Origin of the sequence: Tardiphaga sp. vice304, assembly GCF_007018905.1 — a bacterium.
Taxonomy (GTDB): Bacteria; Pseudomonadota; Alphaproteobacteria; order Rhizobiales; family Xanthobacteraceae; genus Tardiphaga.
The window spans coordinates 906,360-921,629 of the sequence record NZ_CP041402.1; the positions used below are offsets into that span (position 1 = coordinate 906,360).

Genomic DNA, 15,270 nt, shown 5'->3' on the forward strand with positions numbered 1-15,270 from the left:
ATGGCCTCCTCGACCTTCAACCAACGCTTCCAAGCATGGCTGTCGGACCATCCCGACGACGGTATCCTGCGCTTCATCTTCCGCGGCATGGTGATGCTGGCCGTCGGCGCGCTGGCGCTCGATCTCGCCACCATGAACGGCTGGATGAAGCCGGAAGACATCGGGCTGACCCCGGCTGAGACCAAGGCGTCGCCCGGGCTTTCGGTGCCGGCGATCCTGGCGCCGCTGCTGCCCGGCGCCGAGCGCCGCGGCGCGCCGCTGCCGCAGCCCGACGGCGCAATGGCCCGGCCGATGACCTTCGAACTGGTCGGCGGTGGCCGGCTGATGGCGACCGGCACCATCACGCCGGGCATCTCCAAGGCCTTCGCCGCGGAAATCGGCAAGCGCGGCGACTACGTCAAGACCGTGGTGCTGAACTCGCCGGGCGGCTCGGTCGGCGATGCACTGGCGATGGGCAAGCTCATTCGTGACAAGAAGCTGGCGACCGAGGTTGGCGCCGGTAAATATTGCGCGTCGTCGTGTCCGCTGGTGTTCTTCGGCGGCCACGAGCGCCGCGCCGGCGACAAGGCCGCGATCGGGGTGCATCAGGTATTTGCCGGAAGCCGGCCGGACCCGATGGCGCCGCGCGACGACATGAGCGACGCGCAGCGCATCTCGGCGCGCTGCCAGCGCTACCTCGCCGACATGGGCATCAATTTGCAGGTCTGGGTGCATGCGATGGAAACGCCGACGGACCGATTGTTCATCTTCAAGCCGGACGAGTTGAAGTCGCTGAACATCGTGACGGCGGAGGCGGGGCCTGCTGCGCCGACGACGCCTCCCGTTGCTGCACCACCTGCTGCTGCGACGAAGTCGCGGACCTAGCTCAGGCCAATCCGCCGTCATTGCGAGGAGCGAAGCGACGAAGCAATCCAGTTCTTGCCGAGCTTGCGGCCTTCTGGATTGCCGCGTCGTTTCGCTCCTCGCAATGATCGCTGAACGTCTAACCCGTCATCGGGAAGATGGTAAACGAAAATTGGAACCATTCTCAGGGACATCGCGTTGTTCGCGCTCATTGGAGAATTTGCGATGCGGATGTTTGTTGGAATGATCCTGGGTGCGCTGCTGCTGACCGGCGGCATCTACATCCACGATTCGATGTCGACATCGACCGTGGCCAGCGGCGAGGTCGCGCAGCCCGGCCGCACCATCGTCAACTGGGACGTCGCGTCCAGCGAATGGGATGCTTTGAAGACGCGCACCCACAAGGACTGGGTCAAGCTGACGTCGAACTGATCGACCTGATTTGACAACGAAAACGCCCGCGTCGCACGACGCGGGCGTTTTTTGCGTCTACTTCTTCGCGTTTGCCTTGCGGGCGTCTGCGATGGCCTGGCCGAACTGCTCCTGCGTGAGCGGGCCGGGGACACGGAACTTGCCGATGATGAAGGCCGGCGTGCCGTTGAAGCCGAACGCCGTCGCCTGCTCGTTGGTCCGCTTCAGCGTGGCGACAATGGCGTCCTGATGGGTCTGCAGGTCGGCAATCGCGCGGTCGACGTCGATGCCTGCTTTGGCGAGGCTCTCGCGGGCGCCGGACTCGGTGAGTTTGACTGGGAGAGAGATCAGCGCGTCATGCGCTTCGACGAACTTGTTCTGATACTTCGTCGCCAGCACCAGCCTCGACGCATAGACCGATACTGGCCCGAGGATCGGCCAGTCCTTGTGCACGAGACGGACGCGGCCGTCCTGTTTCACCGCGGCGTTCAACTCGGGCGCCAGCTTCTTGCAATACGGGCACTGGAAGTCGAAAAACTCGACGATCGTGATGTCGCCGTCGGGATTGCCGGCGACGGGGATGTCGGGATCGCGCAGCACCGAGGCCTCGTTCAGCACCTTCTCGTCGCCATTGGCGGCCACCGCCGCGACCGGCGCGACATCGAAGCCGAGCAGCACGGCGCCGCCGCCGAGCAGTGCCAAGGCGCCGCGGCGGCTTGGGCCCGGGATGCGCCGGGATGTGTTGATGATATCGCTCATGCAGGGCTCCCGGCGGTACTGCGCGCCGACGTTCAGGTGACGTAGATGTTGCGGGCCAACATATAGAGCGCCACCACGATAATGATAGATGCAAACACGGTGTTGAGCGCGCCGCGGCGCAGCGACAAATAGCGAGCCGAAGCGGTGCCGGCGAGGCCGCCGACAACGCCGCCGAGGATGAACATCAGCGCCAGTTGCCACGAGATCAGGCCGGACCACGCATAGCTCGCAGCGGTGGTGACGCCGAACGCCGTGACCGCGACCAGCGACGAGGCGATCGCGCTCATGATCGACATGCCGGTCGCCAGCATCAGGGCCGGCACGATCAGGAAGCCGCCGCCGATGCCGAAGAAACCGGACAGTGCGCCGGTGGCGAGGCCGAGCGCCAGCAGCGCCGGCGTATTGGCCATGCTGATCGCGACCCGGTCGATTCCGGTGCGGGATCGCGACCGCAGCATCAGCCCGGCGATCGCCAGCATCAGGAGCGCGAACATCACCAGCAGGTTGCTGCCATCGACCCGCTTGCCGAGCGAGGACCCGCCGAACGCGCCGACGATGCCGGCTGAGGCAAACACCAGCGCGCAGGACCAGTGCACCCGGCCGCCACGCGCATGGTTGGCGAGATTGATCGCGGCATTGACGGCCACCGCGATGGCGCTGGTGCCGATCGCGACATGGGCGCTGGGTACGCCGACCACATAGACCATCAGCGGCACCGCCAGAATCGATCCGCCGCCGCCGACCAGCCCCAGCGAGAAGCCGACCAGCACGCCCGATGCCAGTGCCAACACGTCCTGCATCAGGGTCATCATAATCGGGCGCTTCTTGTTATCGACGGCGCGACCATAACCAGTCTTGCCGCACCGCTCCATGCCGGCGTCATCACAACTGCGATGGCTTGGCGGCGCGATTTCGTGATGGCCATCAGCGCAGCAGCAGCGTGACGGCGATCGGCACCAGCAGCGACGTCACCAGCGCATTCAGGCTCATCGCGATGCCGGCGAACACGCCGGCGACCGCATCGACCTGGAACGCGCGCGCGGTGCCGATGCCGTGCGACGCCAGTCCCACCGCGAAGCCGCGGGCGCGGTAGTCGGTGATGCCCATTCTGTTCATCAGCGGCGTCACGATGATCGCGCCCATGATGCCAGTGAGGATCACCGCCACCGCGGTCAGCGAGGCATCGGCGCCGAGCGACTCGCTGATGCCCATCGCCACCGCCGCGGTCACCGACTTCGGCGCCAGCGCCAGCACGATCTCGCGCGGCAGGCCGAATGCATTGGCCAGCAGCACCACCGAGACGATCGCCGTGGCGCAGCCGATCACCAGCGCCACCAGCATCGGCACGATCGCCGCGGCGACGATCTTGCGGTTCTCGTAAAGCGGCACCGCCAGCGCCACCGTCGCCGGCCCGAGCAGGAAGTGCACAAACTGCGCGCCGCCAAAATAGGTGGTGTAGGAGGTGCCGGTCAGGAGCAGGAAGGCCGCGATGATCCACATCGCGTGAAATACGGGATTGGCGAACGGATTGCGGCCGGTCGCCAGCGACAGCGCGTCGGTGCTGGCATAGACCAGCAGCGTCACCGTCAGCCACAGCAGCGGCGACTGGGACAGAAAGACCCAGAGCGAGAACGGATCGGCGCTCATGGTGTCTGCTGTCCGCGCGACATCAGCCGTCCGACCAGCAGGAAGGTCGCCACCGTCACCAACAACGTGATCAGCACCGAAAGTGCCAGCACCGCGGCGATCGCCAGGCCATGCGCGGCGAGCAGGTCGAGCTTCTGCACAATGCCGACGCCCGCCGGCACGAACAGCAGCGACAGATGCGCCAGCAGCCCGCGCGCGCTGCTCTCGACGCCGCCGTCCCCCAGTGGTCCGCGGGCCAGCAGCTTGATGCGGTCGCGCGCCAGGAGCAGGACGAGCAGCAGCAGCATGCCGATCACCGGGCCGGGCATCGGCAGTGCGAGGCCGCGCACGAAAATCTCGCCGGCCAGCTGGCACAGCAGAATCAAACACAGGCTCGCGATCATGGGGTCCCCGTCAGTTCCGGCTTTATCGCTCGCGTCGCCGGCGATGTCGATTCCGCGGCCCTCATGGCTGCTTCTCCTGACATTGCCGGTATCGTGTCTTTACAATCATTCTAGATTGCCGGTTGGCGCTTGACCGCATCGGCCGCGCTTGGAAGAAGCATGCGATGGACACAGCGACCGCCAGCCCCATTGCTTACGTGCTTGGAAACGCCCCCCGCGGCTTCTGCGGGACGATCCAGCGGCTCGAGATTCTGGAAGGTGGCTCTTCGTTGTCGGCGCTCGCGCTGGAAAGCCAGCTGATCGAGATGGGCTTCGTCGAAGGCGCCCGGGTCGAGATCCTGCATGAGGGCGCGATCCGCCGCGATCCGATCGCGGTCCGCGTCGATAATGTCACCATCGCGCTGCGCCGGCGCGAGGCGATGGCCATCGTCGTGCGCTGATGAACCGGCTCGTCACCCCCCTTTCCCTGGATCCTCGCCCGGTGCATCTGGCGCTGGTCGGCGCGCCGAATAGCGGCAAGACCGCACTGTTCAATGCGCTCACGGGCAGCCGGCAGAAGGTTGCGAATTATGCGGGCGTCACGGTCGAGCGCAAGACCGGCGCCTTCGTCACGTCGAGTGGCCGGCAGATTTCGCTGGTCGATCTGCCCGGCACCTATTCGCTGCGCGGCCGCAGCCCCGATGAAGAAATCACCCGCGACGTCGTGCTTGGCAATTATCCCGGCGAGACGCTGCCCGACCTTGTGCTGTGTGTCGCCGATACCACCAATCTGCGGCTGAGCTTCCGGCTGGTGCTGGAGCTCAAGCGTACCGGCCGGCCGTTGCTGCTGGTGCTCAACATGTTCGACATCGCGCAACGCCGCGGCGTCAGCGTCGATATCGACGCGCTCTCGGCGGCGCTCGGCGTGCCGGTCGTGACCTCGATCGCGGTCCGCAAGGGCGGCACCGCCGAACTGATCGCCCGTGCCGAGGAATTCGCGGCGCGCGCTCAGCCGGCCGCGATCGCCAACACCTGGCAGCCGCTGGCCATATCCGACCTCAAGGCGCTGCAGCGCGAGGCCGACCGGATCATCCGCCAATGCGTGACGCTGCCGGCCAAGCCGGACACGCTGACCACGCGGGTCGATGCCGTCGTGCTGCATCCGGTCGGCGGGCTGGTGATCCTGGCCTTGATCCTGTTCGTCATGTTCCAGGCGGTGTTCAGCTGGGCGCAGCCCTTGATGGAATTGCTGTCGGATTCGTTCGGCGCACTCGGCGCCCTGGTGCAGCAGGTGCTGCCCGCGGGGCTGCTGCAAAGCTTCCTGCAGAACGGCCTGATCGCCGGCGTCGGCAGCGTGCTGGTGTTCCTGCCGCAGATCATCGTCATCTTCCTGTTCATCCTGCTCCTGGAAGATTTCGGCTACATGGCCCGCGCCGCGTTCCTGATGGACCGCATCATGGGCGGCGCCGGGCTGCATGGCCGCGCCTTCATCCCGCTGCTGTCGAGCTTTGCTTGCGCGATCCCCGGGATCATGGCGACGCGGGTGATCGACAACAAGCGCGACCGCCTCACCACCATCCTGATCGCGCCGCTGATGACCTGTTCGGCGCGGATCCCGGTCTACACGCTGATCATCTCGGCCTTCATTCCAGCCAACGACATCTGGGGTATCTTCAACCTGCAGGGGCTGGTGATGTTCGGCCTGTATGTCGCCGGGATTGCCAGCGCGCTGGCGATGTCGTTCGTCATCAAGTTCTTCATGTGGCGCGACTATGAGCCTGCCCCGTTCATGCTCGAACTGCCGGATTACAAGCTGCCACGTCTGCGATCGATCGCGATCGGCGTCTACACCCGCGCCAAGATGTTCCTGCAGCGGGCGGGCACCACGATCCTGGCGATGATGGTGTTGATCTGGTTCCTGGCGTCGTTCCCGCAGCCGCCGGCCGGCGCCACGGAGCCTGCGATCAATTACAGCCTGGCGGCGATGATCGGAAAGTTTCTCGAACCGTTCTTCGCGCCGCTGGGCTTCAACTGGCAGATCGCGGTGGCGCTGATCCCCGGCATGGCGGCGCGCGAGGTCGCCGTCGGCGCACTCGGCACCGTCTATGCGATCGAGGGCGGCAAGGAAGCGGCCGATGCCATCGGCCAGGCGCTGTCCAGCAAATGGAGCCTCGCCACGGCGCTGTCGTTCCTCGCCTGGTTCATCTTTGCCCCACAATGCGCATCGACCTTCGCCGTGATCCGCCGCGAAACCGGCAGCACCGGCTGGATGGTGGTGGCGTTCCTCTACATGTTCGCGCTGGCCTATGCAGCGAGCCTGATCACGTACAATGTGGCGGTGGCCTTCGGAGCCGGGTAGCCGCCCTGCTGTGCTCCCCGGGTAGCCGCCACCGGTTACCCCGCCCCCACGTCAACCCTCCTTGCTGCACGTCCGCCTCTTGTTTTTGAGGTGCGGCAATATGACCTTTATCCCTTATACGACCGACACCGCACGCCGCTCATCCTGATGAGCGCGGCCAGATTTGACGTTGCCCGACGCACGGAGATCCCATGAACGACTCTACCTACACGCCGCCCAAGGTCTGGGCCTGGAACAAGGAAAATGGCGGCAAGTTTGCCAGCACCAACCGGCCGATCGCCGGGGCGACCCATGACAAGGAGCTGCCGGTCGGCAAGCATCCGCTGCAGCTCTATTCGCTGGCGACGCCGAACGGACAGAAAGTCACGATCATGCTGGAGGAGTTGCTCGCGCTCGGCCATGCCGGCGCGGAATACGACGCCTGGCTGATCCGGATCGACGGCAACCAGTTTGGCTCCGGCTTCGTCGAGGTCAATCCGAACTCGAAGATCCCGGCGCTGATGGACCGGTCCGGGCCGACGCCGGTGCGGGTGTTCGAGTCCGGCGCGATCCTGATGCATCTGGCCGAAAAGTTCGGCGTGTTGCTGCCCGCGAGCGGCCCGGCCCGCGCCGAAACCTTGTCATGGCTGTTCTGGCAGATGGGCAGCGCGCCCTATCTGGGCGGTGGCTTCGGGCACTTCTATGCCTACGCGCCGAGCAAGATCGAATATGCCATCGACCGCTTCTCGATGGAGACCAAGCGGCAGCTCGACGTGCTCGACCGTCGCCTGGCCGAAACCGAGTATCTCGGCGGCAACGACTATTCGATCGCCGACATTGCGGTGTTTCCCTGGTATGGCGGCCTTGCCGAGGGGAAGCTGTACGGCGACTCCGCAGAATTCCTCGACGTGCAGAGCTACAAGAACATGCAGCGCTGGACAAAGGCGATCGCTGGCCGTCCTGCGGTGAAGCGCGGACGGATGGTCAATCGTATCTCGGGCGACCCGGCAGGCCAGCTGCACGAACGCCATGATGCCTCGGACTTCGAAACGAAAACGCAGGACAAGATCGCTCCGGCGACCTGACGTTCGCTTTCCCTCCTGAATGACCGAACGCGTTTTGCGAAAGAGTGCCGTCATGCCCAAGCAGCCCTGGTACCGAATCCTGTACATCCAGGTGATCATCGCGATCATTCTGGGCGTGACGCTCGGCTATTACTATCCGGATGCGGGCAAGGCGCTGAAGCCGCTCGGCGACGGCTTCATCTCGCTGATCAAGATGATGATCGCGCCGGCGATCTTCTGCACGGTGGTGCACGGCATCGCCTCGATCGGCGACATGCGCAAGGTCGGCCGCATCGGCGGCAAGACGCTATTGTACTTCGAGACGGTGTCGACGGTGGCGCTGCTGATCGGTCTTCTGGTCGGACATTACCTGCAGCCCGGCGCCGGCTTCAATATCGATCCGGCGACGCTCGATCCGAAGTCGGTGGCGAGCTACGTCACCCGCGCCAAGGACGAGAGCTTCGTCTCGCACCTTTTGGCGATCATCCCGAACTCCTACTTCGACTCGCTGGCCAAGGGCGACCTGCTGCAGGTTCTGCTGGTCGCGATCCTCTCGGGCTTTGCGATCTCGCATATGGGCAAGCCCGGTGAAGCCATCGCCAACGGCATCGATCTCGCCGGCAAGATGTTCTTCCGCATCATCGGCATGATCGTGCAATTGGCCCCGATCGGCGCGTTCGGCGCGATGGCGTTCACCATCGGCTCGTTCGGCCTCGGCGCCCTGGTCAATCTCGGCTACCTGATTTTCACTTTCTATCTGGCGTCGCTGTTGTTCGTGCTGCTGGTCCTCGGCGGCATCGCGCGCGTCTTCGGTTTCTCGATCCTGCGCTTCATCGGCTACATCAAGGACGAGCTTCTGATCGTGCTCGGCACTTCGTCGTCGGAGACGGTGCTGCCGCGCATGATCACCAAGATGGAGGCCTTGGGCGCCTCGAAGCCGGTGGTCGGTCTGGTGATCCCGACCGGCTACAGCTTCAATCTCGACGGCACCAACATCTACATGACGCTGGCGACGCTGTTTCTGGCGCAGGCGACCAATACCCATCTCTCGATCGGGCAATATGCCACCGTGCTGGCGGTGGCCATGCTGACCTCGAAGGGCGCCTCCGGCGTCACCGGCGCGGGCTTCGTCACGCTGGCCGCGACGCTGTCGATCATACCCGACATTCCGATCACCTCGCTGGCCATCATCGTCGGCATCGACAAGTTCATGAGCGAGTGCCGCGCGGTGACCAACCTGATCGGCAACGGCGTCGCCACCATCGTGATCAGCCGCTGGGAAGGCGAACTGGACAAGGAGCAGCTCCACAAGGCGCTGCTGCATCCGGTCGATTTCGGCGAAGAGATGGAGCGCCGGCCGCTGACTACTTGACGCACCGACCTCTCCTCGTCATTGCGAGGAGCCCTTGCGACGAAGCAATCCAGTTCTTGCCAAGCTTGTGGCTCTGGATTGCCGCGTCGCTTCGCTAAGGGGAAAGCCGGAGGCTTTCCCCGACCTCGCAATGACGGACGCGGGCAGCTGCGTCTTTTTTCGACCGCCGGAGCCCTTACACCGCGCCCTTCAGCCGCTTGGTGCATTCGCTGTAATAGCCGCCGCCCTTCTGGATCCATTTCAGGCCGCCATTGCCGCTGCCGGACTTGTTGGCATTGTACATGTCGACACAAGTGTGCATCCGCGCCTTGCCTGGCGTTTCCTTGGCGTATTTCGGATCGATCGCGGTGGGGAAGGTGGCAGGGCCGGTCGCGACCGGCGCGGGCGTTGCCGGTTTTGGCGCGGCGGCGGGCTTTGCTTCCGGCGGCTTGGCTTCGGCCGCCGCGGGCGCAGCCGTTGCTGCCGCCGCCGGCTTGGCCGCGTCGCCGCATTCGGCCTTGCGGAAGTCGTTCCACTTCTGGCCGTTCAGCGTACCCGCGCTCTGCGCCGCTTTGTATTTGGCGCTGCATTCCGGCATGGTCAGCGCCTGCGCCGGGCCGAAGGTCAGCATTGTCAGGCTTGACGCCGCGACGGCGTACAGCAGTTTGCTAGTGGTCTTCATGATCGTTCACTCCCCTCGATAAACGACATCCGAAGGTGGTATTGTAGCGCCTGCTCGCCATTCGGCAACGTCGCCGCGCCACCGCCGCAAAATTATCGCTACGCTGCTGCGCCGCACGCGCCTCCATTCACGCGCCATTCAGCGCCGCGGCGCGACGCTCAGCCTGTCTTCAACCCGAGGTGCTCCCATGATGAGATTTGCTTCCCGCGCGGCCATTGCCGCCGTCGCGTCCTTGATGCTGATCGGCGCGGCTTCCGCGCAGACGCCGGCGCCGGCGCCCGCCCCCGCGACCCAGTCGACCCCGGCCGAGAAGATGGCGCCGGCCGCCAAGGCTGACGCCAAGACCGATGCCAAGACGGACTCCAAGACGGCCAAGCCGCGCACCGAAATGTCGCTGGAATGCTCCAAGCAGGCCGACGCCAAGAAGCTGCACGGCGAGGAGCGCCGCAAATTCCGCTCCGCCTGCAAGAAGACCGGCGGTAAGAGCTGAGAACCGAGCGCGGGTTCTTTCCCTCTCCCACGGCGCCGCGAAGAAGCGTTGGCGGGAGAGGGGAAGGAATAAGCGCGCGCATGGCCCGTACGCCCTGCTGCATTTGTAGGGCGCGCCGGTCTTTGCCATAAGGCGGGTTCAATCGAGCCCGCGCATGAATCTCTCGCTGCCCACCCTCTCGCAAAACATCACCACGCTGCAAACCCTCGCGGTCGGCACGGTCGGCGCGGCGTTGTTCTATCTCGCGGAATTGCCGGGCGGGTTGATCTCCGGCGCGATGATCGCGGTGGCGGTGTTCGGCGTCTCCGGGCGCCCGGTTGGGCTGCCGCAGCCGATGGCGCATGTGATCCTGATGACGCTCGGACTGTCGCTGGGATCGATGGTGTCGCCGGAGATGGTGAAGAATCTCAGCGCCTATCCGGTGACAATCGCGCTGCTGGCGGTGGCGACCTTTTGCTCGACCTTCGGCTCGAGCCTCTATTTGCAACGCTTTCACGGCTGGGACCGCACGTCGGCGCTGCTCGCCGGCAGTCCCGGCGCGCTGTCGCAGATCATCATGCTGGCCACCGAGCGCAATGCCGACGTGCCCGGGATCGCTGTCGTGCAGATCTTCCGTGTGATGATCCTGACCGCTTTGGTGCCGCTCCTGCTCGCCGCCACCGGGATTGCGGGCCATGGCCCGCTGCCGTCGCGCGGCGAACCGGCGACCGCAATGGCGCTGGCGCAGCTCGCCGTCGCGGCTGTCGTCGTGTCGCTGTTCATGCGCTGGATCCGGTTTCCGGCGAGCTGGATGTTCGGCGCGATGCTGGCCTCATCGGTGCTGCATGGCACCGGCCTGATCCACGGCGCACTGCCGCAATGGGCCTATATCGCTGCCTTGACCGGGATCGGCACGCTGATCGGCTCGCGCTTCGGCAAGATCAGCCCGCGCACCATCCTCAGCCATCTGGCGGCGGGGCTGGGGTCGTTCGGGGTCGCGATCGCGATCTCGTCGGTGTTCGTCGCGGTGATCGCGCTGACCACCGATGTGAAGCTGAGCGATATCGTGGTCGCCTTCGCGCCGGGCGCGATGGACGCGATGCTGGCGCTGGCGCTGACGCTGCACATCGATCCGGTGTTCGTCGGCGCGCATCATTTGTCGCGCTTTGTCTACGTCTCGATCGTGACGCCGGGCATCGTGCACCTGTTCGGCAAGGCGCGGGACGATATCGACGACTAGGCTTTCGCGGTCTTTGCGGCGCCCCATCCGGCGATCGCCGCCATGGCGAGCGAGATCAGCACATTGTAGCCCGCCAGCGAGACGCCCAGAAAGCGGAACTGGACCTCGTCGCAGCGGATCACCTTCACGGTATTGAGGCGCTCCAGCAGGCTGCCGGCGCTGCCGAGACTGACGACCGGCCCGGAGCAATCGGTCGGTCCCGGCCAGAACCGCCATTCGACGCCGGCGTGGTAGGCCGCCAGGCCGGCATTGCCGAGCGCCGCCAGCGCCAGCACCGCAAGGCCCGCGACCAGCAATGCGCGCGGTGCCCGTCTGATGGCGGCGATCGCCAGCAGCACGGCCAGCGGCAGCTGCAGATAGAAGGCGTAGCGCTGCTCGAGGCAGAGCGGGCAGGGCTGGATGGCCAGCACCAGTTGAAAGAACCACGCGCCGGCCAGCGTTGCCGCCGCGATCAGGCCGACCACGGCAGCCGCCAGCAGCGCGGGATCGAAATGGCCCGGCGAGACGGGCTTGAAGGTCGTGGAGGCGGTCACGGCGGCATTCTCCGGGTTCGACTGCTGGTATCTGCCCCGGAACAGGCTGTCGAGCGGGCCGCGATCACACTGGGGTGTATGGGCCGCCATCTGCCGGTTGACCCGCCCGGCGCGCCCGCTATATTCCGCCCGCTTCGCGTCCCCGCCCAGGCGACGGCGCGATGGCCCCTGTGGCGGAATTGGTAGACGCGCTCGACTCAAAATCGAGTTCCGCAAGGAGTGCTGGTTCGATTCCGGCCAGGGGCACCATCGATCCGCAATTGTCCATAACAGCTCGACGGCCCGACCGCCACGACGCCCCGCGACGGGATCGCTAGGCAATCGGTCCTATCCGGAAGGCGGGGATCAGCCCCGCTGCGGAAGATTGCGATGACGACCATTCTCTCCTAATCTGTCGCTGGATATCGGCGGGTCTGGCGGCGTGATGGATGTAGCACAGCAGACGAGGGCTTATGGCCGCAGACAGCGCCCGATCGCGCTGGCGCGGGCTTCGCTCCTCGGCGCCGCCGTGCTGGTCGCGGCGGTCGCCGCCGCTTTGGCCCCTGACTGGCTGTCGACGCCGACGCCCGCCGTAGCCCCGCAGGCGACGCCGCAGCGCATCGCTTTCGCGCTTCGCTACCCCGATGAACTTGTCCTGGACCAGCAGCGGGAAGCCGGGTTGCGCCGGGCACGAGCCCAGCTTGCCGAGCAACTGCGCGGCACGACGATGCCATCGGCCACCGAGGCGCCGTCCATCGCGCCCGATCCCGGTCCCAAAGTCCCCATTCCGAGATCCCGACCGCCGATCGCCGGTGCCATCGCCGATGGCGGGCGGCTGGCTGCGCAGCCCATGACGGGCGGAAGCTTTGACGTCAGCTCCGCCGTCCGAAACGTCTTCGCCATGCTGCCGCCCGGCCTGCAACTGGCATCGATCAATCCCGATGGCGGCCTGCTAGGCAATGGGCAGGAAAAGCCGGTCGATCTGTCGGCCTATGGCGAGCAGACCGCGGTCTACGACATCACCGCGCGGGTTGTTCACATGCCCGATGGCACCCGTCTGGAAGCCCATTCCGGATTCGGCGACCTGATGGACGATGTTGACAACGTCCACGTCCGGGACCGGGGCGCCACGCCGCCCAACGTCTACGAGCTCAGCCTTCGGGAGAAGCTGTTTCACGGTGTCCAGGCGTTGCGGATGAAGCCGGTGGGAGAGGGTGAGCTGTTCGGTCGAAGCGGGCTCTTGGCTCACAGTTATCTGCTGGGGCCAAACGGCCAGTCGAATGGCTGCGTGTCGTTCAAGGATTATGATGCGTTCCTGAAAGCGTACCACAGCGGCGACATCAAGCGGCTCGTCGTGGTGAAAAGCATCAGGGACGATACGACCCGGCTGGCCCGGAAGACATAGCCGGGCTTTAGCAAAAATCGCGTGTTGCTGACCATTGGCCGCACCGCGTATCCGGCGGTCGGGTCCCCTCGCGCGCTGCGAGCTGCGCGGCCTCAGGGCCGCCCGCCTTTATGGCTTTCCTATATCTTCGGCAGATCCACCATCTCGAAAACCTACGCCGTCCGCGGCATCTGTGCGTGCATGACGGCGGACCCGCGTCCGCCTCGCGGACAGGAGTTTCCCCATGCTGGACATCGCCATGCTGGCCCTTGGGCTCGGCTTTTTCATTTTATCGGCGGGCTACGCCTACGCCTGCGAACGGCTGTGAGGCTGCAATCATGATGTTCGATTACACGCTCGCCGGCATCGTGTCTGCCGGACTGCTCATCTATCTGACTTACGCGCTGCTGCGCCCCGAACGGTTTTGACCGCGTGATCCCTAAAAGTGGAACCCGGTTTTCGGAAAAGATCACGCGCAACTTTGAAAGCTCGCCACCATGACCCTGATTGGCTGGATACAAATTCTTTTATACGGCGCGGTCGTCGTCGCGCTGGTGAAGCCGCTCGGCGGCTACATGACCCGCGTCTTCAACGGCGAGCGGACGTTTCTGTCGCCGATCCTGCGGCCGGTCGAAAACGGGCTGTACCGGATGGCCGGCGTCGATGAGACGCGCGAGCAGCACTGGCTGACCTACACCCTCGCCGTGCTGTTCTTCCATGTCGGCGGCTTCCTCATCATCTACGCCGTGATGCGGCTGCAGGCGGTGCTGCCGTTCAACCCGGCGGGCCAGGCCGCGGTGGCGGAAGACCTGTCGTTCAACACGGCGATGTCGTTCGTCACCAATACCAACTGGCAGAACTACGGCGGCGAAAGCACGCTGTCCTATTTCACCCAGATGGTCGGCCTGACCCACCAGAACTTCCTGTCGGCCGCGACCGGCATCGCGCTGGCCATCGCCATGATCCGCGGCTTCTCGCGCTCGTCGATGAAGACGATCGGCAATTTCTGGATCGACGTGACCCGCTGCACGCTCTATGTGCTGCTGCCGATCTGCATCGTCTATGCGCTGTTCCTGGTCTGGCAGGGCATCCCGCAGACGCTCGGCGCCTATGTCGATGCGACCACGCTGGAAGGCGCGAAGCAGACCATCGCGGTAGGCCCCGTGGCGTCGCAGGTCGCGATCAAGATGCTCGGCACCAATGGCGGCGGCTTCTTCAATGCCAATGCGGCGCATCCGTTCGAGAACCCGACCGCACTGTCGAATTTCATCCAGATGATCTCGATCTTCGCGCTCGGCGCCGCTTTGACCAACGTGTTCGGCCGCATGGTCGGCAACGAGAAGCAGGGCTGGGCGATCCTCGGCGTGATGGGTGTGCTGTTCTTCGCCGGCGTCGCGATCACTTACGGCGCCGAAGCCTCCGGCACCACCGGCCTGGCCGATCTCGGCCTCACCGGCGGCAACATGGAAGGCAAGGAGCTGCGCTTCGGCATCATAGCCTCCAGCCTGTTTGCGGTCGTCACCACGGCGGCGTCGTGCGGCGCAGTCAATGCGATGCATGATTCCTTCACCGCGATCGGCGGCATGATCCCGCTGATCAACATGCAGCTCGGCGAGATCATCATCGGCGGCGTCGGCGCGGGTCTCTACGGCATGCTGCTGTTCGTCGTGCTGGCGATCTTTGTCGCAGGCCTGATGGTCGGCCGCACGCCGGAATATGTCGGCAAGAAGATCGAGCAGCGCGAAGTGAAGATGGCGATGCTCGCGATCCTGGTGCTGCCGCTGATGTATCTCGGCTGGACCGCGGTCGCTGTGGTGCTGCCTTCCGCGGTTACGTCGATGGCCAATGCCGGCCCGCACGGCTTTACCGAGGTGCTGTATGCCTTCACATCGGCGACCGGCAACAATGGTTCGGCGTTCGGCGGTCTGACCGGCAACACCTTCTTCTACAATCTGACGCTGGCCTCTTCGATGTTCGTCGGCCGCTTCTTCATGATCGTGCCGGCGATGGCGCTGGCGGGGTCATTGGCGGCGAAGAAATCGATCCCGGCGTCGGCGGGCACCCTGCCGACCACCGGCGGCCTGTTCATCGGCCTGGTGGTCGGCGTCATCCTGATCATCGGCGGTCTCACCTTCTTCCCGGCGCTCGCGCTCGGGCCGATCGTCGAGCATCTCGCGATGACCGCCCATACTTTGTTCTGATCGGAGA

At 65.1% G+C, this 15,270-nt stretch carries 17 protein-coding genes and 1 tRNA gene; 12 read left to right on the top strand and 6 right to left on the bottom strand.

Annotation, left to right across the window (positions count from 1 at the left end; genetic code table 11):
* Positions 1-864, top strand: a complete 864-nt coding sequence (locus FNL56_RS04315; RefSeq protein WP_143571755.1) for a hypothetical protein — start codon at positions 1-3, stop codon at positions 862-864.
* Between the two features lie 204 nt (positions 865-1,068).
* On the top strand, positions 1,069-1,275 hold the full coding sequence (locus FNL56_RS04320; RefSeq protein WP_143571756.1) for a hypothetical protein: 207 nt from the start codon (positions 1,069-1,071) through the stop codon (positions 1,273-1,275).
* A 57-nt stretch (positions 1,276-1,332) separates the two neighbouring features.
* Here FNL56_RS04320 and FNL56_RS04325 read toward each other — a convergent pair whose 3' ends face one another.
* From FNL56_RS04325 to FNL56_RS04340, 4 genes are all read right to left on the bottom strand, one after another.
* The gene (locus FNL56_RS04325; protein WP_143571757.1) at positions 1,333-2,013 is read right to left on the bottom strand and encodes a DsbA family protein; all 681 of its coding nucleotides are present in this window, start codon (positions 2,011-2,013) and stop codon (positions 1,333-1,335) included.
* A 32-nt stretch (positions 2,014-2,045) separates the two neighbouring features.
* Complete coding sequence (locus FNL56_RS04330; protein WP_143577520.1) at positions 2,046-2,825, bottom strand: sulfite exporter TauE/SafE family protein; 780 nt, start codon at positions 2,823-2,825, stop codon at positions 2,046-2,048.
* A gap of 112 nt (positions 2,826-2,937) precedes the next feature.
* Positions 2,938-3,660, bottom strand: coding sequence for an LrgB family protein (locus FNL56_RS04335; protein WP_143571759.1), 723 nt, complete (start codon positions 3,658-3,660; stop codon positions 2,938-2,940).
* Positions 3,657-4,043 carry a CidA/LrgA family protein gene (locus FNL56_RS04340; RefSeq protein WP_143581794.1) on the bottom strand — a complete coding sequence of 129 codons (387 nt, stop codon included), beginning with the start codon at positions 4,041-4,043 and terminating at the stop codon, positions 3,657-3,659. Before FNL56_RS04340 ends, FNL56_RS04335 begins: the two co-directional genes overlap by 4 nt.
* 164 nt (positions 4,044-4,207) lie before the next feature.
* Here FNL56_RS04340 and FNL56_RS04345 point away from each other — a divergent pair, with 164 nt between their 5' ends.
* From FNL56_RS04345 to FNL56_RS04360, 4 genes are all read left to right on the top strand, one after another.
* Positions 4,208-4,483: a FeoA family protein gene (locus tag FNL56_RS04345; RefSeq protein ID WP_168204636.1), complete on the top strand. Its 276-nt coding sequence runs from the start codon at positions 4,208-4,210 to the stop codon at positions 4,481-4,483.
* Positions 4,483-6,381 carry a ferrous iron transporter B gene (gene feoB / locus FNL56_RS04350; RefSeq protein WP_441351267.1) on the top strand — a complete coding sequence of 633 codons (1,899 nt, stop codon included), beginning with the start codon at positions 4,483-4,485 and terminating at the stop codon, positions 6,379-6,381. Before FNL56_RS04345 ends, feoB begins: the two co-directional genes overlap by 1 nt.
* A 191-nt stretch (positions 6,382-6,572) precedes the next feature.
* Positions 6,573-7,445 (top strand): glutathione-dependent disulfide-bond oxidoreductase, encoded by an 873-nt coding sequence (yghU, locus tag FNL56_RS04355; RefSeq protein WP_143571761.1) that lies wholly within the window; start codon positions 6,573-6,575, stop codon positions 7,443-7,445.
* Between the two features lie 19 nt (positions 7,446-7,464).
* A complete protein-coding gene (locus FNL56_RS04360; RefSeq protein ID WP_143571762.1) occupies positions 7,465-8,796 on the top strand; it encodes a dicarboxylate/amino acid:cation symporter in 1,332 nt (443 codons plus the stop codon).
* A 175-nt stretch (positions 8,797-8,971) separates the two neighbouring features.
* On the opposite strand, the gene FNL56_RS04365 is transcribed toward FNL56_RS04360, so the two are convergent.
* Positions 8,972-9,457 (bottom strand): hypothetical protein, encoded by a 486-nt coding sequence (locus FNL56_RS04365; protein WP_143571763.1) that lies wholly within the window; start codon positions 9,455-9,457, stop codon positions 8,972-8,974.
* Positions 9,458-9,647: 190 nt separating this feature from the next.
* On the opposite strand from FNL56_RS04365, the gene FNL56_RS04370 reads away from it, so the two are divergent.
* Positions 9,648-9,947, top strand: a complete 300-nt coding sequence (locus tag FNL56_RS04370) for a PsiF family protein (RefSeq protein WP_143576015.1) — start codon at positions 9,648-9,650, stop codon at positions 9,945-9,947.
* A 154-nt stretch (positions 9,948-10,101) separates the two neighbouring features.
* Positions 10,102-11,166: an AbrB family transcriptional regulator gene (locus FNL56_RS04375; RefSeq protein WP_143571764.1), complete on the top strand. Its 1,065-nt coding sequence runs from the start codon at positions 10,102-10,104 to the stop codon at positions 11,164-11,166.
* On the opposite strand, the gene FNL56_RS04380 is transcribed toward FNL56_RS04375, so the two are convergent.
* A complete protein-coding gene (locus tag FNL56_RS04380; protein ID WP_246660854.1) occupies positions 11,163-11,699 on the bottom strand; it encodes a disulfide bond formation protein B in 537 nt (178 codons plus the stop codon). The two genes, FNL56_RS04375 and FNL56_RS04380, sit on opposite strands and share 4 nt — an antisense overlap.
* Positions 11,700-11,863: 164 nt before the next feature.
* Between FNL56_RS04380 and FNL56_RS04385 the strand changes: the two genes are divergently transcribed.
* The 4 genes from FNL56_RS04385 (at position 11,864) to kdpA (ending at position 15,263) form a co-directional block, all read left to right on the top strand.
* Positions 11,864-11,948, top strand: a tRNA-Leu gene (locus FNL56_RS04385).
* Positions 11,949-12,123: 175 nt separating this feature from the next.
* Positions 12,124-13,083 carry a DUF2778 domain-containing protein gene (locus FNL56_RS04390; protein WP_143577521.1) on the top strand — a complete coding sequence of 320 codons (960 nt, stop codon included), beginning with the start codon at positions 12,124-12,126 and terminating at the stop codon, positions 13,081-13,083.
* A 317-nt stretch (positions 13,084-13,400) separates the two neighbouring features.
* A complete protein-coding gene (locus FNL56_RS04395; RefSeq protein WP_143571767.1) occupies positions 13,401-13,490 on the top strand; it encodes a K(+)-transporting ATPase subunit F in 90 nt (29 codons plus the stop codon).
* Positions 13,491-13,559: 69 nt separating this feature from the next.
* Positions 13,560-15,263: a potassium-transporting ATPase subunit KdpA gene (kdpA, locus tag FNL56_RS04400; RefSeq protein ID WP_143571768.1), complete on the top strand. Its 1,704-nt coding sequence runs from the start codon at positions 13,560-13,562 to the stop codon at positions 15,261-15,263.
* Positions 15,264-15,270 lie beyond the last annotated feature (7 nt).